This is a genomic window from Pseudomonas sp. R4-84, from assembly GCF_054130985.1.
Genome location: NZ_CP096390.1, coordinates 2,537,837 through 2,557,208, shown reverse-complemented (window position 1 = coordinate 2,557,208; position 19,372 = coordinate 2,537,837). Strand labels below are relative to the sequence as shown.

21 protein-coding genes are annotated in these 19,372 nt (G+C 60.3%); 12 read left to right on the top strand and 9 right to left on the bottom strand.

Annotated elements, in window-relative coordinates; genetic code table 11:
* The first annotated feature begins 58 nt into the window (after positions 1 to 58).
* The 8 genes from pnuC to M1D68_RS11720 all read left to right on the top strand — a co-directional run bounded on the left by pnuC (position 59) and on the right by M1D68_RS11720 (position 6,402).
* Positions 59 to 622: a nicotinamide riboside transporter PnuC gene (pnuC, locus tag M1D68_RS11755; protein ID WP_420766843.1), complete on the top strand. Its 564-nt coding sequence runs from the start codon at positions 59 to 61 to the stop codon at positions 620 to 622.
* Complete coding sequence (locus M1D68_RS11750; RefSeq protein WP_420766842.1) at positions 619 to 1,143, top strand: AAA family ATPase; 525 nt, start codon at positions 619 to 621, stop codon at positions 1,141 to 1,143. Before pnuC ends, M1D68_RS11750 begins: the two co-directional genes overlap by 4 nt.
* Before the next feature lie 306 nt (positions 1,144 to 1,449).
* A complete protein-coding gene (locus M1D68_RS11745; protein WP_420766841.1) occupies positions 1,450 to 1,896 on the top strand; it encodes a hypothetical protein in 447 nt (148 codons plus the stop codon).
* A gap of 1 nt (position 1,897) precedes the next feature.
* Positions 1,898 to 2,473, top strand: coding sequence for an adhesin (locus M1D68_RS11740; RefSeq protein WP_457970443.1), 576 nt, complete (start codon positions 1,898 to 1,900; stop codon positions 2,471 to 2,473).
* 60 nt (positions 2,474 to 2,533) lie between these two features.
* Entirely contained in the window at positions 2,534 to 3,511 is a 978-nt protein-coding gene (locus M1D68_RS11735; protein ID WP_420766839.1) for a heme utilization protein, read from the top strand.
* A gap of 76 nt (positions 3,512 to 3,587) precedes the next feature.
* Complete coding sequence (locus M1D68_RS11730) at positions 3,588 to 4,268, top strand: C39 family peptidase (protein WP_420766838.1); 681 nt, start codon at positions 3,588 to 3,590, stop codon at positions 4,266 to 4,268.
* 57 nt (positions 4,269 to 4,325) lie between these two features.
* Positions 4,326 to 5,072 carry a hypothetical protein gene (locus M1D68_RS11725; protein ID WP_420766837.1) on the top strand — a complete coding sequence of 249 codons (747 nt, stop codon included), beginning with the start codon at positions 4,326 to 4,328 and terminating at the stop codon, positions 5,070 to 5,072.
* Between the two features lie 46 nt (positions 5,073 to 5,118).
* Positions 5,119 to 6,402, top strand: coding sequence for a hypothetical protein (locus M1D68_RS11720; RefSeq protein ID WP_434563902.1), 1,284 nt, complete (start codon positions 5,119 to 5,121; stop codon positions 6,400 to 6,402).
* 285 nt (positions 6,403 to 6,687) lie between these two features.
* On the opposite strand, the gene M1D68_RS11715 is transcribed toward M1D68_RS11720, so the two are convergent.
* On the bottom strand, positions 6,688 to 8,013 hold the full coding sequence (locus tag M1D68_RS11715; RefSeq protein WP_420766835.1) for a sigma-54 dependent transcriptional regulator: 1,326 nt from the start codon (positions 8,011 to 8,013) through the stop codon (positions 6,688 to 6,690).
* Between the two features lie 343 nt (positions 8,014 to 8,356).
* Between M1D68_RS11715 and M1D68_RS11710 the strand changes: the two genes are divergently transcribed.
* Complete coding sequence (locus M1D68_RS11710) at positions 8,357 to 8,623, top strand: hypothetical protein (protein ID WP_030142711.1); 267 nt, start codon at positions 8,357 to 8,359, stop codon at positions 8,621 to 8,623.
* Between the two features lie 113 nt (positions 8,624 to 8,736).
* Here M1D68_RS11710 and nhaA read toward each other — a convergent pair whose 3' ends face one another.
* The 4 genes from nhaA to gnd all read right to left on the bottom strand — a co-directional run bounded on the left by nhaA (position 8,737) and on the right by gnd (position 13,405).
* Positions 8,737 to 9,882 (bottom strand): Na+/H+ antiporter NhaA, encoded by a 1,146-nt coding sequence (nhaA, locus tag M1D68_RS11705; protein ID WP_434674909.1) that lies wholly within the window; start codon positions 9,880 to 9,882, stop codon positions 8,737 to 8,739.
* 207 nt (positions 9,883 to 10,089) lie between these two features.
* Positions 10,090 to 10,911, bottom strand: coding sequence for an HAD family hydrolase (locus M1D68_RS11700; RefSeq protein WP_420766833.1), 822 nt, complete (start codon positions 10,909 to 10,911; stop codon positions 10,090 to 10,092).
* Positions 10,908 to 12,428: a glucose-6-phosphate dehydrogenase gene (gene zwf / locus M1D68_RS11695; RefSeq protein ID WP_457970439.1), complete on the bottom strand. Its 1,521-nt coding sequence runs from the start codon at positions 12,426 to 12,428 to the stop codon at positions 10,908 to 10,910. Before zwf ends, M1D68_RS11700 begins: the two co-directional genes overlap by 4 nt.
* A complete protein-coding gene (gene gnd / locus M1D68_RS11690) occupies positions 12,425 to 13,405 on the bottom strand; it encodes a phosphogluconate dehydrogenase (NAD(+)-dependent, decarboxylating) (protein WP_434628506.1) in 981 nt (326 codons plus the stop codon). The genes zwf and gnd overlap by 4 nt, the downstream gene beginning before the upstream one ends.
* Positions 13,406 to 13,678: 273 nt before the next feature.
* Between gnd and M1D68_RS11685 the strand changes: the two genes are divergently transcribed.
* Together M1D68_RS11685 and M1D68_RS11680 are read left to right on the top strand one after the other, a co-directional pair.
* Positions 13,679 to 13,852, top strand: coding sequence for a DUF6026 family protein (locus tag M1D68_RS11685; protein ID WP_196304772.1), 174 nt, complete (start codon positions 13,679 to 13,681; stop codon positions 13,850 to 13,852).
* A 269-nt stretch (positions 13,853 to 14,121) separates the two neighbouring features.
* Positions 14,122 to 15,861, top strand: coding sequence for a phosphoethanolamine transferase CptA (locus M1D68_RS11680; RefSeq protein WP_434563896.1), 1,740 nt, complete (start codon positions 14,122 to 14,124; stop codon positions 15,859 to 15,861).
* A gap of 17 nt (positions 15,862 to 15,878) precedes the next feature.
* Here M1D68_RS11680 and M1D68_RS11675 read toward each other — a convergent pair whose 3' ends face one another.
* From M1D68_RS11675 to M1D68_RS11660, 4 genes are all read right to left on the bottom strand, one after another.
* A complete protein-coding gene (locus tag M1D68_RS11675; protein ID WP_420766829.1) occupies positions 15,879 to 16,373 on the bottom strand; it encodes a GNAT family N-acetyltransferase in 495 nt (164 codons plus the stop codon).
* A 54-nt stretch (positions 16,374 to 16,427) separates the two neighbouring features.
* The gene (zapE, locus tag M1D68_RS11670) at positions 16,428 to 17,549 is read right to left on the bottom strand and encodes a cell division protein ZapE (RefSeq protein WP_420766828.1); all 1,122 of its coding nucleotides are present in this window, start codon (positions 17,547 to 17,549) and stop codon (positions 16,428 to 16,430) included.
* Positions 17,550 to 17,642: 93 nt separating this feature from the next.
* Positions 17,643 to 17,984: a nuclear transport factor 2 family protein gene (locus M1D68_RS11665; RefSeq protein ID WP_434611252.1), complete on the bottom strand. Its 342-nt coding sequence runs from the start codon at positions 17,982 to 17,984 to the stop codon at positions 17,643 to 17,645.
* A 51-nt stretch (positions 17,985 to 18,035) separates the two neighbouring features.
* Positions 18,036 to 18,752, bottom strand: a complete 717-nt coding sequence (locus M1D68_RS11660; RefSeq protein ID WP_434563892.1) for a helix-turn-helix transcriptional regulator — start codon at positions 18,750 to 18,752, stop codon at positions 18,036 to 18,038.
* 148 nt (positions 18,753 to 18,900) lie between these two features.
* Between M1D68_RS11660 and M1D68_RS11655 the strand changes: the two genes are divergently transcribed.
* Positions 18,901 to 19,371, top strand: coding sequence for an LEA/WHy family protein (locus tag M1D68_RS11655; protein WP_434563890.1), 471 nt, complete (start codon positions 18,901 to 18,903; stop codon positions 19,369 to 19,371).
* Position 19,372 lies beyond the last annotated feature (1 nt).

Here is a 19,372-nt window from a genome sequence, read left to right as displayed (position 1 = left end):
CTCTGCGCCCCATAGCGTTTACAATCCCCGCCCTCTCCGACTTCCCCAAGGAATCGCCATGTCCGGGCTTGAACTGTTTGCCGCAGCCCTCGGCGTGATCGCTGTCTGGTTGACCGTCAAGCAGAACCCCTGGTGCTGGCCGATCGGCCTGGTCATGGTGCTGCTGTACAGCTGGATTTTCTTCGAAGTGAAGCTTTATTCCGACATGTTGTTGCAGGTGGTCTACGCGGTTCTGCAGCTGTATGGCTGGTGGCAGTGGACCCGCGCCGGGCGCGATCACGAGGGACGCCAAGTCACTCGCCTGGGCGCGCCGTCGGTGTGGCTCGGCCTTGCCATCGGTGCGGCGGGTAGCTTGATGTTGGGCGGTGCGATGGCCCATTGGACCGACGCCGCGCAACCCTGGCTCGACGCGGCGCTCACCGGGTTCAGCTTGGTTGCCCAGTGGTGGATGGCACAGAAACGCGTGCAGTGCTGGCCGTTGTGGATTGTCCTCGACGTGACTTTCGTGGGTTTGTTCATCTACAAGGATCTGTACCTGACCGCCGCCCTTTACGCCCTGTTTACCCTGCTGGCGGTGCAAGGCTGGCGGGAATGGCGTGCCGACCCGGCGCTGCGCACATGAAGGTGGTGGTGCTGACCGGTCCGGAATCCAGCGGCAAGAGCTGGTTGGCGGCCCAGTTGCAGACTTATTTCGGCGGCGTGCGGGTGGATGAATACGTGCGCCACTTCATGGAACAGACCCAACGCGAGACGTCCCTGGACGACATTACCGCTATCGCCACGGGGCAACTGGCCTGGGAAGATGCGGCCCGGGCGCGACAACCGGCCTTGTTGATCCTCGACACGCACCTGTTGAGCAATATCCTCTGGAGCCAGACGCTGTTCGGCGACTGCCCGGCCTGGCTCGAACCGGCCCTGCTGGCACGCCATTACGACTTACACCTGCTCCTCAGCCCCGAACAGGTCGAATGGATCGGCGACGGTTTGCGCTGTCAGCCTGCCCTCGCCGAACGGGTGATTTTTTTTGATGCCATTGAAGACTGGCTGGTTCGCCACCGGCAACCCTTCCTGAAAATCGAAGGTGACTGGGCGCAGCGCCGCGAGCAAGTTCTGGCTGCCGTCTCCCGGTTGCTCCAAGCGTGATGTTTCATCCCTGATACATCCCGCTCTCGCCAAACGCGGATCCACCGCCGCCTCAAGGGTTTGGCAGCCTGACTGTCAAGTCACTGATACACCTTCTTCCAACCCCGGTTCCGGGGCCAAACAGTGGCCTGTGGCCGGTAGCCCGTCGGCAGGCATGTTTCATCGATGAAACAGATTGCCTGACGCTCGCCTGGTCATTCCCGCAACTTACTGAAAACCCGCGCTTTTCCAAATCCGGCACAACACCTGCTCCGCTCCTTCGCAACGCTGACTAGGGCCAGCGCCAAGTGCAGAAGGAACGAAGTCATGGGGACTATCAACACGAGCTTGACCTGTCTGTTGCTGTTCGGCTGCGCCACCGCGGCAACGCTCAGCCTACCGGCACAAGCCGAGGGCAACGGCGTCATCGTACTCGACCGTGACGTGCAGCCCGTCCATATCGGTCGCAACGGCGGCAAAGACCCCTACCCGACCACCGTCAACGCCAACCCTTCCGATCGGATCAACCAGGCAACCGCGAGCACTGAGCTCAGCGACGGCGAATTCGCCGGCATTGCCAGCGGCTCGACGATCCGCAACACGGTCAATCCGAATACCGGCGTGCAAGGCCTCAACGTGGTGACCAATCCCAACGGCATGCCGGGCATGAGCGCTGGACACGGTGGCGGTAGCGGCGGCGCCATTTCCGGCACCATCAACCGCTCGCTGAGTTCCGGCCTGGCCCCATTGGGCCGCTTGGCGGGAGGTCAGTGAGATGAATTCGACTTGGCTCCTGATCGCGCTGCTCGGCTCATCCGCCGTGCTTGCCGATCCAGGCGTGGCGGTGAGCCATGCCGATCTGCAGAACTCCGGCAGTCGCTATACCGGCAACCTCAATGTCAACCAGGCGGCCGGGGACCGGACCCAACAGACCAACACCCGGGCCATTGCCATTGGCACCGACGCCCAGGCGACCACCGTCGTGCGGCAACGCCTCGACACGCCGGCCAGTGCATCGATGAACGCAAGCGCGCGCATTGATGGCAGCTCATTCACCAACGGCAACGGCGTGCTGGGCGTCAACCAGTCCGCCGGCGCCAACAACCAGATGGCCAATGTCATGCGGGTGAGCATCAGTGCCCGCCCGCAAAGCATGGACGACAGCGCCCTGTCTCAACAGAACGTGGCGCTGGTACCGAACTCCGGAGCAACTGACACCCCAACCGGCAGCCGCCAGGTCGCAACGAGCGACCAGGCCTTCACCGGCAGCCGAGGGGTTATCCAGGTGCATCAGAGTGCCGGGGTGGGGAACCGCATGGCTAACACCCTGAGCATCCGGGTCGCTGACTGACCCGGCGCAGCGCATAAGAAAGTACCGACACTTAACCAACGACACGCAAGGAGAAACACCATGAAACCCACAATGGCGCTCAAACCATTGGTTTTCGCTCTCGCCGCTGTCATGGCAATGGCTGCACAGGCTGACGGAAACGGTCACGGCAATGGTCATGGCAACGGCCATGGCAACCACGGCCCTAAAGGGCCAACGCTGGAACAACTGCTCTCCATCAGCGCCGGCGCTGGGGCCACGGTGCTGGATGTGCAGAACAGTGACGGCAACGAAGTGACCAACCAGGCGACCCGAAACACCGCCGAGGCCACTGATTCCCTCAATGGCAGCAACGGCAACATGGGCGCCAACATCGCCGCCGGGGATGGCAACCAGCAGGACAATGCCGCCGCACTGGCCACCGCCGATGAAAGCTTTATCTTCGGCTCGGCTGTTGCCATGTCCAGCGCCACGCAAGTCAATAACAACAACTACGTCAAGAACAACTCCACGCTGAACAACGCGTCGCTCACCAACGCGGGCAACAACGGCTCCGGCAACATCGGCATCAACGTGACCGCCGGCAATTTCAACCAGCAGAAAAACAACCTGGCCATCGCTGTGTCGGGCGGCCGGGTGGCTCAAGCCGCTGCATCGGCTGACCAGTCTTCCACCGGCCTGGTGGTCGACAACAAAGGCGTGAAGAAAAACGAGGTTGTCACCCTTACCAACAGCTACGAGGCTTCTGGCACCTTCAAGGCCAAAGGCAACGGTACCGTCGAAGATGACGGCGGCTGGGGCAACAGAGGCGGTTACGGTGGCGGTCACGACGACGACAAGTTCAAGTTCTCCGCCGTCGGCACCTTCGAACTGGCCGGCAGCAACACCCAACAAGTGTTGACCCGCGACGGCTGGAAAAACCCTGTGATCAACAACGCAACCATGACCAACTCCATGAACGGCTTCTCCGGCAACGGCGGCGCCAACGTGTCGGCGGGCGTGGGCAATCAGCAGAGCAACTCGCTGTCGATTGCTGCGGGTTGCAAGGCCTGCATGTAAAAAAAGCTTCCCTGTGGCAGCGGGCCCTGCTCGCTCCCACAGGGGCTTTTCCCGATATCCACTAGGCGTATCGATCATGCGTGCGAGAGCGCTTTGCCTGTGTCTATGCTTTGCCTGCGCGAGCGAAGCCGCGCAGATGCCCGTTGCCGCCCTGCCTGGCGGCATGCTCGTCTACAAACCGGTGCAGAGCGTGCGCGAACGCAAGTTCAGCGACATCGTCGAGCAGAAAACCGACTTCAGCTGCGGTGCCGCCGCACTGGCCACCGTGTTGCGCCAGGCCTATTGGCTCGACGTGGATGAAGAACAGGTTATCAAGGGCATGCTGGTCAATGCCGACCACGACCTGGTTCGTACCCAGGGCTTCTCCATGCTGGACATGAAACGCTACGTCGAAACCATCGGCATGCGCGCCCGGGGCTATCGGATACCGCCGGAGAAACTTTCCGCGGTGACGATTCCAGTCGTGGTCCTGATGGATATACGCGGCTACAAGCACTTCGTGGTACTGCAGCGATCCGACAAGCAATGGGTCTACATCGCTGACCCGGTGCTGGGGCACAAACGCTACGCCCATGACGAATTCGTCAAAGGCTGGAACGGCATCGTCTTCGCCATCGTCGGCCCCGGCTACGACAAGACCAACGCGTTGCGCAGCCCACCGCAACCCCTGACGGCACGCAACAAACTGGACGGCTTCAACCCGGTCAAGGACGCGGAACTAATGGATTTCGGCTTCATTCAGAGCGATTTTTTCTAATCGCCGGACAACTGCCAATAAAAATACAAAAGGAGCAGGAAGCTCCGGGAGCAACACATGAAAACCTCATACTGGCTCACGCTGGCCTGCCTGGCCGCAACGACGTCGGGTCTTGCCCACGCCGGTTTCAAACCCATTGAAGTCAAGGATCAGGAACTCGCCGAGCTTCGGGGTCGTTATGTCATGCCTGGGCGAGTCATCAGCTTTGGCATCGTCATGAGCAGCACCTGGCGGAACGCCAGTGGCGACGTGATCGGCGCGTCAAGCTCCATGCAGATCCAGGCCTCGACGGTCAAACCGCAGTTCTATGTGTCCACCATCAAGCAGACCGGCAACGGCAGCGTCCCGGAACAGGGCAACGGCACGGTCACCGGCGGCGCCGGCCTGGGCTCGGGCCAGGGCGTGACCCAAAGCGTGCGAGCCGCGGGTGACGGCAACACGGCCTATAACAACGTCAGCATCAACGTGAAGGAAAGCAGCCACGCCCCTGCCCTGGCCCCCTCGCAAGGCCAACTGTTGACCAAGGGCCAGACCATCAGCGGCAGCAACGCCGCCGGCAGCGTCGCTGTCACCGCGACCGGCAGCGGCGTGCAGATGGCGATCCAGGCCAACCATAACCAGGGCAATACCCTGCAGCAGGTGGCCCAAGGTGGCTTGTTGCAGAACACCCGCCTGCTGGGTAACAGCAACCTGGTCAACAACATGACCCAGCTCAATGTCGTACTGAACAACAATGGCCCCAGCACCGGAGCCCTGGACTGCAACCTTACGCAGCTGCGCGGCCTTCGAAACCTCGGATATTGATCTACGCTGATCTCCAATCATTGGGCAAATAGGGACGGCATATTTCATGTATCGATCCGTATCGTTGCGCGCTGTGATGTGTTTAAGCACGATGTTCCCGGCAACCCTGGTGCAAGCTGCACCGGACTCGGACATCGAGGCCCTGAAACAAGAACTTCTAGAGCTCAAGCAACGGTACGAGGTCCAGCAAAAAGCCCTGGCGGTCCTCGAACAACGCGTCCGCCAGGTGGAAGACCAACCCACCGCCCCGCCGCCCAAGCGCCTGGCTAAATCCCCGGCCGACATGAAAGGCAACCAGGGCGTGGCGGGCAGCGGCGCGGCCAGTTCAGGAGGCAGCGGTTACGGACAGTCCCTGGCCGACGATTCGCAGCCGGCCCAGAGCGTCTCCAACCTCTACGATGAGGCCAGCGGCTTCTTCGGCGGCGGAAAATTCAGCTTCGAAACCGGCGTGACTTATTCGCGCTACGACACGCGACAGCTGATCCTCAATGGTTTTCTGGCCCTGGATTCGATTTTCCTGGGCAATATCAACCTCGATCGGATCAAGGCCGACACCTGGACGCTGGACCTCACCGGTCGCTACAACTTCGACAACCGCTGGCAGTTCGACCTCAATGTGCCGGTGATCTATCGCGAATCAACCTACCAGTCCGGTGGCGCCAATCAAGGGGCCGCCGGGGTGACCAGCGAAGAAACCGTCACCCGCGACCCGACCATCGGCGACGTGAATTTCGGCATTGCCTACAAATTCATGGATGAATCGGTCAGCAGCCCGGATGCCGTGGTGACCCTTCGCGTCAAGGCACCCACCGGCAAGGATCCGTTTGGCATCAAGCTGCGCCAGTCCCAGGCCAACACCAACCTGTTCGTCCCCGAAGACTTGCCCACGGGCAACGGCGTCTGGTCGATCACCCCGGGCATCTCCCTGGTCAAGACGTTCGATCCGGCCGTGCTGTTCGGCAGCCTTTCCTATACCCACAATTTCGAAGAATCCTTCGACGACATCAGCTCGACCGTCAACCAGGAGGTGCCTGGCAAGGTGCGGATCGGCGACAGCTTCCAGATCGGCGCAGGTATCGCCTTTGCCCTGAACGAGAAAATGAGCATGTCGTTTTCGGTCTCCGACTTGATCCAAAAGAAAAGCAAGCTCAAGCAGGACGGCGGGGATTGGGAATCGGTGGTGTCCAGCGACGCCAACGCGGGCTACTTCAACATCGGCATGACCCTGGCCGCCAGCGACAACCTGACCATCGTGCCCAACCTGTCCATCGGGCTGACCGACGACGCACCGGATTTCACCTTTAGCCTGAAATTCCCGTATTACTTCTGATGCAAAGGCTGATCATGCAATCGACAACTGTGGGAAATCACAGCCTTGCGCATTAGCCAGGTCGGCGAATCCTGGTGATGGAGATTGCTGGCTTCGATGGCGACATTTACTGGCGCGGGCAATCCCAGTACAAATCTCGAATGTCATCGCGAGCAAGCTCGCTCCCACAAGTATCGTGGGGGCGTCCTACCGGTCGGTTGTGGGGGCTGGAAGCGACGGACGTATTCGGCGTGATCGAACGACGCGTTCTGGAAAGCTGACTCCCCACTGTGGGAGCGAGGCCGTTCAGCGAATCTGGTGCTTGTGCAGCAGCCGATAGAACGTCGGACGCGACACGCCCAGCACACGGGCCGCCACGCTCAGGTTGTCGCTGTGGCGATTGAGCACGTCGCTCAAGGCCTGGCGTTCGGCGCGGGTCTTGTAGTCTTCCAGAGTACCCATCGGGGCGACGACGCCCTGATGGCTGGCCAGGCCCAGGTCCCGGGCTTCGATCTGTCGCCCTTCCGCCAGTACCAGGCCGCGACGGACGCGGTTGGCCAGCTCGCGCACGTTGCCGGGCCAGTCGTGCATCCCCATCGCCACTAAGGCGTCCTCGCTGAAACTGCGAGGTCGGCGACCAGTTTCGTGACTGTAGAAATGGGAAAAATGGCTCGCCAGCATCGCCAAGTCGCCATGACGCTCCCGCAACGGCGCCATCACGACTTGGAGAACGTTCAAGCGATAGTACAGATCCTCTCGGAAACGCCGGAGCTCGATGGCCGCTTCCAAGTCCACATGTGTCGCCGCCAACACCCTGACATCAACGGCAATCGGCTGGCTGCCACCGACCCGCTCGATGTGTTTTTCCTGGAGGAATCGCAGCAGATTGGCCTGCAATTCCAGCGGCAAGTCACCAATTTCATCCAGGAACAACGTGCCACCGTGGGCGGCTTCGATCCGTCCGATCTTGCGTTGATGGGCGCCGGTGAAGGCGCCCTTCTCGTGGCCAAACAGCTCGGACTGGATCAGATGCTCCGGGATCGCGCCACAATTGATCGCAATGAACGGTTTGTTACGCCGATGGGACTGGCAATGCAGGGTGCGCGCCACCAACTCCTTGCCGGTGCCGCTCTCGCCGCGAATCAGTACGGGCGATTCAGCCGGCGCCAGTTTGCTCAGTAACTTGCGCAGCTCGCGAATTGGCTTGCTGTCGCCCAGCAGCTCGTGTTCAGGCTGATCGATGTGGACAGAGCCCTGCCCCCGCAACCGCGCCATGCCGAACGCCCGCCCCAGCGTCACCTGGACCCGGGACACATCGAACGGCAGGGTGTGGAAGTCAAAGAACCATTCGCAGACAAAATCCCCGACGTTCTGCAGGCGCAGCACTTCCTGGCTGAGCACGGCGATCCATTCAGTCCCGCTGCGGCTGATCAGTTCCTTGACCGCTTCCGGCCGCTCCAGATGGAAGGGCTGCAAGCGCAAGAGGCCGACGTCACAGCTCCGGTCGCTGGCATGCTCAAGGGAACAGCTGTCGACATCCCAGCCGATGGCGCGCAAGCCTGGCATCAGGCGATGGCAATCATCACAAGGGTCAACCACGAGAAGGCGACGCAACGCACTGGCTTCGATCATGACTGATCCTTGGCGCCAAAATTAAGGAAATATGATTAGAAACAGGCGTTTGGCGAACCTGCATGTAACAGTAGCAAGAAGTTGACACTTGCTTGTATCGATTAGTTATCAAGTCGGCCCAAAACCGGTTATAAGAAATGCGCTTCGTTAGTTTCCGCGCGTCGAATCTTTCACGGCGCTTTCAAACAAAAGCCGAAAAGCCTGGTCTGAAAGAAAATCGAAATTTATTCAAAGATTGTGTGACCTGGTCCCGGGTTCGGGACATCAGTACAAGTAACCCGCCGCACGGTATGCCCAACCGACGGCACATCATTTGATTGGGCACCCTTGAGAGATAAACGCCATGAACGCCCCGCTCCGTATCAACGAAGCTCTTTTGATTGCCGACCGCGCATTCCGTCCTTTCCAATGCGTGGCCTGGGCCCCACAAGACGGTAACGGCGAACTGAGCCTGACCGTCATTGACCGCACCAATACCCATATCGGTCGTACCCAGATTCCAAGCAGCGCCTACACCGACCCGGCGCAACTTGCCGACCTGTTGAAACAGGCCCGTGCCGAACTGAGCCAGGAAGGCTACAAACTTCAATCCTGGTCGATGCCGGAATAACTTCCCCAAGAAATACCGGTTCTTTTTCAGAACCAAAAAAACGGCGCTTTCCATTTCTGGATAAGCGCCGTTTTTTTATAGGTGAGATCAAGCCGTTCGGCGGTCTTCTTCTTTCAAGCCTTGGAAGTGGCGCAAAACCGCAACACCAGAATGCCCGCAAGTGCAGCCAATGTAGAACCAGCCAATACGCCAACCTTCACTTCATCGATCAACAACTGCGCACCGGGGAACGCCAGGTTGCCGATAAACAAGCTCATCGTGAACCCGATCCCGCACAACAACGCCACGCCATATACTTGCCGCCACGAACTGTGGGTCGGCATTTGCGCCAGCCCGGTCTTGATCGCCACCAGCGCGAAGGTGAAGACGCCGAGCTGTTTGCCCAGCAACAGTCCCGCGGCGACCCCCAACGGCACGGGATCCAGCAGATTGCTCAATGACACACCCGCCAGGGAGACGCCGGCATTGGCAAAACCGAAGATCGGCATGATGAGAAAAGCGACCCACGGCGATAACCGTCGTTCAAGCTTGAGGGATGGGGAATCCTCTGCTGGGGCGTCTTTGTTCAGCGGGATGCAAAAGGCAAGTGCGACCCCCGCCAGCGTTGCGTGTACACCGGATTTTAGAACCAGCACCCACAACACCAAACCCAGCGCCAGATAGGGCAACAGTCTGGTTACCCCGGCCTTGTTCATGATCAGCAACACTGCAATCACCCCAGCGGAAGCCGCAAGCATGGTCACGTCCAGGCCGCTGGTATAGAACATGGCAATGATAGCGACCGCGCCCAGGTCATCCAGAATGGCAAGGGCTGAGAGGAAGACCTTGAGAGACATCGGCACTCGGTTGCCCAGCAACGAGAGCACACCCAGCGCAAATGCAATGTCGGTTGCTGCGGGGATGGCCCAACCCGCCAACGTTTCAGAAGAATGCCTATTGACCCAGGCGTAGATAAGCGCGGGGACAATCATGCCCCCCAGGGCGGCAAAACCCGGCAGTGCCCTCTGGCTCCATTTGGCGAGTTCGCCAATCTGCATCTCACGCTTGATCTCGAGGCCTACCAATAGAAAAAATATCGCCATCAGCGCATCGTTGACCCAGTGTTCAACAGACATACCCAGAAAAGAGGCATGCAGTACGCTGGTATAAGTGGTGAACAGTGGGCTGTTAGCCACGATCAGCGCGGCGAGCGCCGAAAACATGAGCACGATGCCGCCCGACGACTCCGATTGCATGAAGCGTTCCAGTGGCGTGGCCATGCGCGTATCACCGCCCTGAGTTGAGCTATTCCCCATTGTTTCCTCCCATAATCCGATCAGCGTCGGATTCTACCCAATACTCAAGCCAGCGGGGCAGTTGTCTTACAACTTGGTGGAAACAAATTTCAGGCTCGGGAAAAAACGGCGGCTGGCAAGCATGACCACCATAAGAAAGAGCCCGCCCAATCATCCGGGATGGAAGGGAAGTCACCGCGGCAGGATGTACCGCTCGATCGCCAACGCCGCACCGTCCTCGGTGTTGGCTGCGGTGACAACGTCAGCCTGGCGCTTGATCGCCTCTTCGGCCTGCCCCATCGCAATCGAAAGCCCCGCGCGATGGAACATCGCCGGGTCGTTGCCACCATCCCCCATTGCGGCGGTCTGCTCCAGCGGCACGCCGAGGAACTCGGCCAGGGTCGACAGCGCCTCCCCCTTGTTCGCCTTCATCGCGGTCACGTCCAGATAGATCGGTTGCGAACGCGATACCTGGGCCTGGCCTTTGAGCAGTGGGTGCAAGCGCGCCTCCAGCTCCACCAGCAAGTCTGTGTTGGCGCTTGTCGCAACGATCTTGTCGATGCGCTCCAGATAGGGTTCGAAACTGTCCACTTCGACAGGCGGATAACCCAGGCCACGGGTTTCCACCGGCACCATGGGCCCATTGGCGTCGCGCACCAGCCAATCGCCGTCGGCAAACACCCAGACCTCGATGCCGGGCTGATCGGCGTACAAGGCCAGGGTGGCCAGCGCCGCCTCGGGCGGCAGGTAATGCACGGCCAGGAAGGTGCCGTCCGGATGCACCAGCGTACCGCCGTTGAACGCTGCTGTCGGCAGGTCGACGCCCAGCGCCTCGATCTGCTGCAACATTGCCCGTGGCGGCCGTCCGGTGGCGAGGCTGAACAACACGCCGGCCTCGCGCAACGAGCGGACGGCGGCGATGGTGCGCTGGCTGAGGCTGTGGTCAGGCAGCAGTAAGGTGCCGTCCATATCACTAAGCAGGAAGCGGATGGGGCGTTTCAGCTGATTACTCATCCGAGGCCATGCCAGACGCGATCGTCGCGAGTCAGCAGATCATCAGCGGCCGCCGGGCCATCCTCCCCGGCCTTGTACGGCTGCACCGTTGCGTCTTCTCGCCACGCGTCGAGGAACGGCTGCACCGCGCGCCAGCCGTTTTCGATGTTGTCGGCGCGCTGGAACAACGTCTGGTCGCCTGTCAGGCAATCGTAGATCAGGGTTTCGTAACCCGTGGACGGCTGCATTTCGAAGAAATCCTTGTAGGCAAAACCCAGCTCGATATTCGCCATGTCGAGGGCCGGCCCAGGCCGCTTGGCCAACAGGTCGAACCACATGCCTTCGTTAGGCTGGATCTGGATTCTCAAGTAGGTAGGTTGCAATTCGTCGACTTCAGTGTCACGGAACTGAGCGTAAGGCGCCGGTTTGAAGCAGATAACGATTTCCGTGTCGCGCACGCTCATGCGCTTGCCGGTGCGCAGGTAGAACGGCACGCCGACCCACCGCCAGTTATCGATCATGACTTTCAGGGCGACGTAGGTTTCGGTGCTGCTGTCGGGCGCGACGTTGGTTTCCGCGCGGTAACCCTTCACTGCGTTGCCGCCTACTTCCCCGGCCGTGTATTGGCCACGTACCGAATTGGCGCGCGCCTGTTCCACCGACCAGGGGCGGATCGCCCCCACCACCTTGGCCTTCTCGCCGCGCACCGCGTCGGCACCGAAAGCGGCCGGCGGTTCCATGGCGACCATCGCCAGCAATTGGAACAAGTGGTTGGGCACCATGTCCCGCAGGGCGCCGGTGTGCTCATAAAAACTGCCACGGGTTTCGACGCCAACGGTTTCGGCGGCGGTGATCTGCACGTGGTCGATGTAGTGGTTGTTCCAGAACGCCTCGAACAAGCTGTTGGAGAAACGGCTGACCAGAATGTTCTGTACCGTCTCCTTGCCCAGGTAATGGTCGATCCGATAGATCTGCTTTTCGCCCATGACCTTTAGCAGGCAGGCATTGAGCGCCTCGGCGGTGTGCAGGTCGGAGCCGAACGGCTTCTCGATCACCACGCGCCGGAAGGCGTCATCCTGCTCTTGAAGCAGCCCGGCCGCGCCAAGGCGGCGGACCACTTCACTGAAAAAACGTGGCGCGGTCGCCAGATAGAAAACCGCATTGCCAGTGCCGCTGGCGGCGATTTTCGCCGCCAGCGCTTCGTAGGTGCTGTCATCGAGGAAGTCACCTTGGACGTAACTGATGCCTTGGGCCAGCCTGGCCCACAGCGTCGGATCGAGCGCGCGGTCGGGATCGCCGCCCTTGCTCGCCGCTTCGCTACGAATGAAATCTTCGAGCTTTTTTGCAAAATCCACATCGCTGATGGCGTTGTGGTCAACACCAACGATCTGCAGGCCATCCCCCAACAGCCCGTCACGGCTGAGGTGGTAAAGCGCCGGCATGAGCAAGCGCTTGACCAGGTCTCCATGGGCACCGAACAGGAACAGCGTGGTCGGTGGCGCAGGTTGAGCCTTGGACTTCCTGCCGATCGAGGTCATTTTTTCGTAGTCTCCACATGGCCGCCGAAGCCAAAGCGCATGGCCGAGAGCATCTTGTCGCCATAGGTCGCCTGCTGACGGGAGCGGAAACGGGCAAACAGCGAACTGGACAGTACCGGCACCGGCACCGCTTGCTCGATGGCGGCCTCGATGGTCCAGCGCCCTTCCCCACTGTCGGCCACTTCGCCGGAAAAGCCATCCAGCTTCGGATCGCTGGCCAATGCATCGGCGGTCAGGTCCAACAGCCAGGACGACACCACGCTGCCACGACGCCAGACTTCGGCGATGTCGGCCAGGTTCAGGTCGAAGCGCTGTTCAGGCGGCAGGCTTTCGCTGGATTTTGTCTTGAGGATGTCGAAGCCCTCGGCGAACGCTTGCATCATTCCGTATTCGATGCCGTTGTGGATCATCTTGACGAAGTGCCCAGATCCGGCCGGGCCCGCATGGATATAGCCTCGTTCGGCGCGATCGTCGTCGGACTTGCGGTCACGGGTGCGTGGAATATCGCCCATGCCTGGCGCGAGGCTTTCAAACAGCGGGTCCAGGCGACGAACGACGTCGGCGTCGCCACCGATCATCATGCAGTAACCGCGCTCGAGCCCCCAGACGCCACCGGAGGTGCCGACATCAATGTAGTTCAAGCCTTTTTCCGACAGCGTCTGGGCGCGGCGGATGTCGTCCTTGTAATACGTGTTACCGCCATCGATGACCACGTCGCCCGGCTCCAGCAGTTCGCTGAGCACGTTGATGGTGTCCTCGGTGGGTGCGCCGGCCGGCAGCATGACCCAGACCGCCCGAGGCTTTTGCAGCCCGGCGACCAGCGCCGACAGGTCCGCGACCCCCGTCGCGCCTTCCTGGCTCAGGTTTTCGACGAAAGCGGCATTGCGGTCATAAACAACGGTGGTGTGCCCATTGAGCATCAGGCGCCGTGCAATATTGCCGCCCATGCGGCCCAGTCCGATGATCCCGAGTTGCATGTGCTGATGCTCCCTACTACAAATTAAGGTGTGTCAAAGGTTTAGCTCAAGGTGACTTGTGGAGGTTAGTCCAGAGCATTGCCGCATAGTTTCCGGGTAAATCGCCCGATCACAAAGGATAACGTTCAATAACCCGCCGAAGACACGTCGACCATGAAAAATAAAAAAGTTCCATCAACGGGCAAAAGTATTCAGAATTGGTGCCGATAAAGAATTGTCGCCAAGAAACTGACGACATCTCTCTAGTTGATGTAGCCATTTGCGAGGTGAGCAATGGGCCCTGTCGTTACCGCACGTCCTCCTCAGACCCTTTACGTGACTATTCGTCGCGACGAACTACGCCTGCTGAAAGAAGAGCGTGATTTGCTGCTTGATGAAGTGACGCAGTTGCGCTTGCAGTTGCAACACGCACAGCTTCCTTACCAGAGCCAGGCTTTGGCTCGCTGATTCTGGCCCAGGCGGCACGTGGCACCGGGCGAGCCGGTGTCACACTGACAAACTCTCCCAATTACCCTTGTGGCGATCGAGCTTGCTCCATCGCCACAAAGCCGTTCCCGCCACACCAGCGGAACCGGACGCCATGATTCGCCTGCAAAAAACTCACGAAGTTTTCACACCACCCTCGCAATACTCCTGCGCTGACAAATAGTTACGACGCATACTGCCGGCGCCAGATCGGTGCCAGTGGACCCCGTCGGCAAAAGCTGGAGCGCTTGATGAGTGTGTTCAAACGCAGCAAAACGACTGCGAAAAGTTTCGATTGGGCCGGGTTCGGCTGGCTTTTTCTGTTCTTCTGGTATTTTTCCGGCATTACCCAATTGCTTATCCTGGCAAGCGATACCTCAGGTTTCACCGGGTTTCGCCAAGCCTTCGTCATGAGTGCGTTCTGGCTGGCGCCGCTGCTGCTGTTTCCGGCTCGCACGCGCCTGCTCGCCGCGGCGATCGGCGTGGTGCTGTGGGCATGCTCAATGGCCAGCCTGGGCTATTTCTTTATTTACCAGCAGGAATTTTCCCAAAGCGTCATCTTCATCATGTTCGAGTCGAACGTGAACGAAGCCGGCGAATACATGACCCAGTATTTCGCTTGGTGGATGGTGCCGGCGTTCCTCGCACACACCCTGGTTGGCTATTTCCTCTGGACACGCCTGCGCCCGGTCTATTTGCCCCGGGGCCAGGCGATGATCGCCGCCGGCCTGATCGTCGTTGCCGTCGTCGGTTACCCATTGGTCAAGCAGACCCTGCGCACTGGCACGCTTGCCGGCGGTCTGGAGAAATTCGAGGATCGCATCGAGCCGGCCGTGCCCTGGCAGATGCTGGTGGCTTATCGTCGCTACGGTGAACAGCTGGAAAACATGCAAGGCATGCTTCACAGCACCAGCAAGATCGCGCCCCTGCGCAACCTCAAAGACAGCGCGGCCAACCAGCCCGCGACCCTGGTGCTGGTGATCGGCGAATCCACCAATCGCCAGCGCATGAGCCTGTATGGCTATCCGAGGGAAACGACGCCGGAGCTGGACAAGCTCAAGGATCAACTCGCGGTATTTGACAATGTCATCACCCCGCGGCCCTACACCATCGAAGCCTTGCAGCAGGTGCTGACCTTCGCCGACGAGGAAAGTCCCGACCTCTACCTCAGCACACCGTCACTGGTGAGCATGATGAAACAGGCCGGCTACAAGACGTTCTGGATCACCAACCAGCAGACGATGACCAAGCGCAACACCATGCTCACAACCTTCTCCCAACAGGCCGATGAGCAGGTCTACCTGAACAACAACCGCAACCAGAATGCCGCGCAATACGATGGCGACGTGATCGAGCCGTTCAACAAAGCCCTGGCGGACACCGCGCCACGCAAGCTGATTGTGGTTCACCTGCTCGGCACACACATGAGTTATCAATACCGCTATCCGCCGACCTTCAATAAATTCACCGATCGCCAGGGCGTGCCCGCCGGCGTACGTGACGACCAGGTGCCGACCTACAACAGCTACGACAACGCGGTGCTGTACAACGACTTCGTCGTCTCCAGCCTGATCAAGGACTACGCCCGCACCGACCCCAACGGTTTCCTGTTGTACCTGTCGGACCATGGCGAGGACGTCTTCGATTCGCCAGGGCATGACACCCTGGGCCGCAACGAAGGCAAGCCGACCGCGCCGATGTACACCATTCCGTTCATGGCCTGGGCCTCGCCCAAATGGCGCGAAACCCATGACTGGAACTTCACCGGCGACCTGTCACGTCCTTACAGCAGCTCACACCTGATCCACACCTGGGCGGACTTGGCGGGCTTGAACTTCGATGAGCTGGACCGGAGCAAAAGCCTGGTCAGCGATTCGTTCACGGCGCGCCCATTGCTGATCGGCAACCCCTATCAAAGCCAGCATAAGGCGCTGATCGATTTCAGCCTCATGAAACCCAAGGGGCCGGCGGGCCAGGTCGTTTTGAAGTAGCCGAAAAGTCCCCGTTGCTACAGGGGTTTGATCCAGAACAACATACGGCCATGGGCCGGGTCGAACATGCCGGCGGCAAAACCGAACTTGGCATAACTGGCCTGGGCCACGGCGTTGCCTTCCAGCACTTCCAGGGTGATTTTGCAGCACCCACGCTGGCGGGCAATATCTTCGACTTTCTGCAACATCTTCTGGCTCAAGCCCAGCCCGCGAAACGCTGGCATCACCGCAACGTCGTGGACGTTCACCAACGGTCGGCAGGCAAACGTCGAGAAACCCTCGAAGCAATTGATCAACCCTGCCGGTTCACCATTGACGAACGCCAGCACACTGAAGGCATGCGCGCGCTTGGCAAGCTCCTGGGGCAAATGCGCAAGCACTTCGGCCGGTAGCGAATGGCCGCCACCCATCGGATCCTCGGCGTAGCCGTTGAGCACGTGGCAAATCGCTTCGGCATGGATCGGATTGCTGTAGCTGGCTTGCAATACAAGGATTTCCTTGGCTTCTTCCATGATCTTCCATCTCGTTTTCGGTATGGCCGGCGGCTTGGCCGCGGCGGGATCCGGTCAGGCGAGCTGACCGAAACGTTGCAATTGCATTTCCTGGAGGCGACTGAGAGTACGGCGAAACGGGAATTGCAGATAGCCCTCCGTGTACAACTGGTCCATCGGAACCTGGGCCGACAGATACAACGGCACCTTTCGGTCATAACACTCATCGACCAGGGCGATGAACCGACGGACGCCATCGTCGTGTATCGACAGCTGCGGCAACTCGCGGTCGCCGGCCTCGACCCGCTCCACCCCGTCCTCGGTGCCACGGGCGATACGCCCTTCACGCTGTTCGGCGCTCAGGCACGGGACATCGCTGAGAAGGATGGCGCTGAAACGGTCGCACAGCGCCATGAAGTCGACGGCCGAGAACGGTTGTTCGCAGAGATCCGGATAGCGGCTCCAGAGCACCTTGTCACAAGCCTTGAGCGCCACAACCTGGCGATGGCCGACTTCGATCGGCTGACTGACAGGTGCCTGCCCCTTGCTCAACCGGTCGAAGACCTCCGCCAATGGGTCCGCCTGGGCCGGGTCACGCACCCAGTAGCGCTGCTGCAGCGCCCCCGGGTGCTGGCGGTGGTCTTGCCAGCCATTGACCGGAACTACTTGCATGTAGCGTTTGATGGACGCGATGGTCGGCAGGAATCGCTCCCGGTTATGGCCGCTGGCATAAAGTTCATCCGGCGGCAGGTTGGAGGTGCTGACCACAACCATGCCCAATTCGAACATGACCTGGAACAGGCGGCCAAGAATGATCGCATCGCCGATGTCCGTGACGAACAGCTCGTCGAAGCACAGCACGCGCACTTCTCGGCTCAACTCCCGCGCAAGCGCCTGCAACGGGTCCGGTGTGCCGGTGAGCTGGAACGAGCGCTGATGCACCCAGGCCATGAAATGGTGGAAGTGTTGCCGACGGGCCGGAACCTTGAGGCTTTCATAGAAGCGGTCCATGAGCCACGTCTTGCCGCGCCCGACCGGCCCCCACAGATAGACGCCCTTGATCGACTTGCGGCCCTCATGCAATGCCTTGTGGCATTGCTCAAGGGCCATGATGGCCAACTCCTGGGCTTCATCCTGGACAAAACCATGGTGTTCGATAGCGTGTTGCCAAGCGCTCAAGGGTGAGTCGAAAGTCATACGGCCCGGGTCCGGAAGGCAAAGGTGGGGAGTATGCCATGCGGGGCGATCCCGTGCGTTTCTCCTCAATCAGGCTTACCCAAACCCCACCCCCTAGACAGAAATATCCAACCGGCTGATCTTCCCCTGCTCATCGAGTCGGAAGGTATAGCGCAACTCGAGCGGGCTGCCAGGGAAGGTCCCGGAAATCAGGTTGTGGACCAGCACCTTTCCGGTACGCTGCTGCACGTTGAGCACTTCCACCCGTGGCTGGTAGCGCCGCGCGGTGTCTTCCATCCATTGGGCGATGGCCCGGGTGCCGACCCGATGGTTGCCTTCATCGAACACATTGGCGTCTTCGGCAAAGAAACGCGTCACCGCCGAGCTGTCGCGGGCGTTGGCGGCGGCAATGTAGCCGGCGATGGCCGGCGCCAGGGAAGAGACGGGATTGGACATGTCAGGGCTCCTTGTTTTTTCGTTTCAAGGCCATGCTAAAACAGCGCTGTGTCAGTTTTTGTCAGGAGTGAAACGCCCCGTCTCGTCGAGATTCATCAGCGCAAACCAGGCGCGCAGCCAGTCACTGCGCCTGCCTGGATAACGCTCGCCCTGGACGACGGCCGAGGCAATCCGGTCCGTGCGAAAAGTACGATAGGCGCCACGCAATTCGCACCAGGCCACCACCACCCGAGCCTCATTGAAAAAACCCAGGGCCAGCGGCCAGATCAAGCGCTGGCTCGGGGCCTTGTTCACATCGGCGTAGTCGATATGCAGCTTGGCCTGCGTGCGAATGGCCTGGCGATAGACATTCAGCTCGACAGTGTTTTGCGGATAGCCGTAGCCCGCCGGGCCCGGTAATACGGTGGGGTTGTGCAGCGCATCGCGCAAACCGGGCGCCAGCACCGCCTCGACCTTGGCCAGGGCATCGGCGGCTGCCTTGCCCAGCACCTCGTCGCCGCGCTGGTCGACATAACGCAAACCCAGCACGATGGCCTCGATTTCATCGGCGGTGAACATCAAGGGCGGCAAGAACAGGCCGCTGCGCAGCACATAGCCGATGCCTGCCTCGCCCTGGATCGGTGCGCCGAGGGCCGTGAGTTCGGCGATATCGCGATAAAGCGTGCGCTCGGAGACCTTCAACTCGCCCGCCAATGTCGCAGCCGTGACTGGGCATCGCTTGCCCCGCAAGACTTGCAACAAAGTAAGCAGCCGAGTGGTTCGCGACACGATGATAGGCCCACGAGGAAAGTTGCAGCAGATTAGCAGAGGCTGGTGTCAGAAACTGTCAGTAGGCGACACCGCTTTGACTTGAGCCTCATGGCGAGTGGAATGTTATTGTCCTGTCCCACCCGCCCCAACGCGAGAGCCTCCTTTCATGCGCACAATCCGCGGCTTGTCCTTCATTTTGATAGTGCTCAGCCTGAGCGCCTGCGCCCTCTTCCAGCAACGGGATCCGCTGAACATCAATGTGGTCGGTATCGAGCCGTTACCCAGCCAGGGCATGGAACTGCGCTTTGCGGTGAAACTGCGCTTACAGAACCCCAACGAAACCACTATCGAGTACAACGGCGTCGCGCTGGACCTGGAAGTCAACGGCCACACCCTGGCGACGGGGGTCAGTGACCAGAGCGGCTCGATCCCACGTTTCTCCGAAGGCGTATTAAGCGTGCCGGTGAGCATCTCGGCCTTTTCGGTGCTGCGCCAGACGCTGGGCCTGAGCCAGACCCAGCGCCTGGACAACCTGCCCTATGTACTCAAGGGCAAGCTCGCCGGCGGTGTATTCGGCACGATGCGCTTCGTCGACCGCGGGACCCTTGACTTGCCAGGCGCCTCGGCCACCTGGTGAC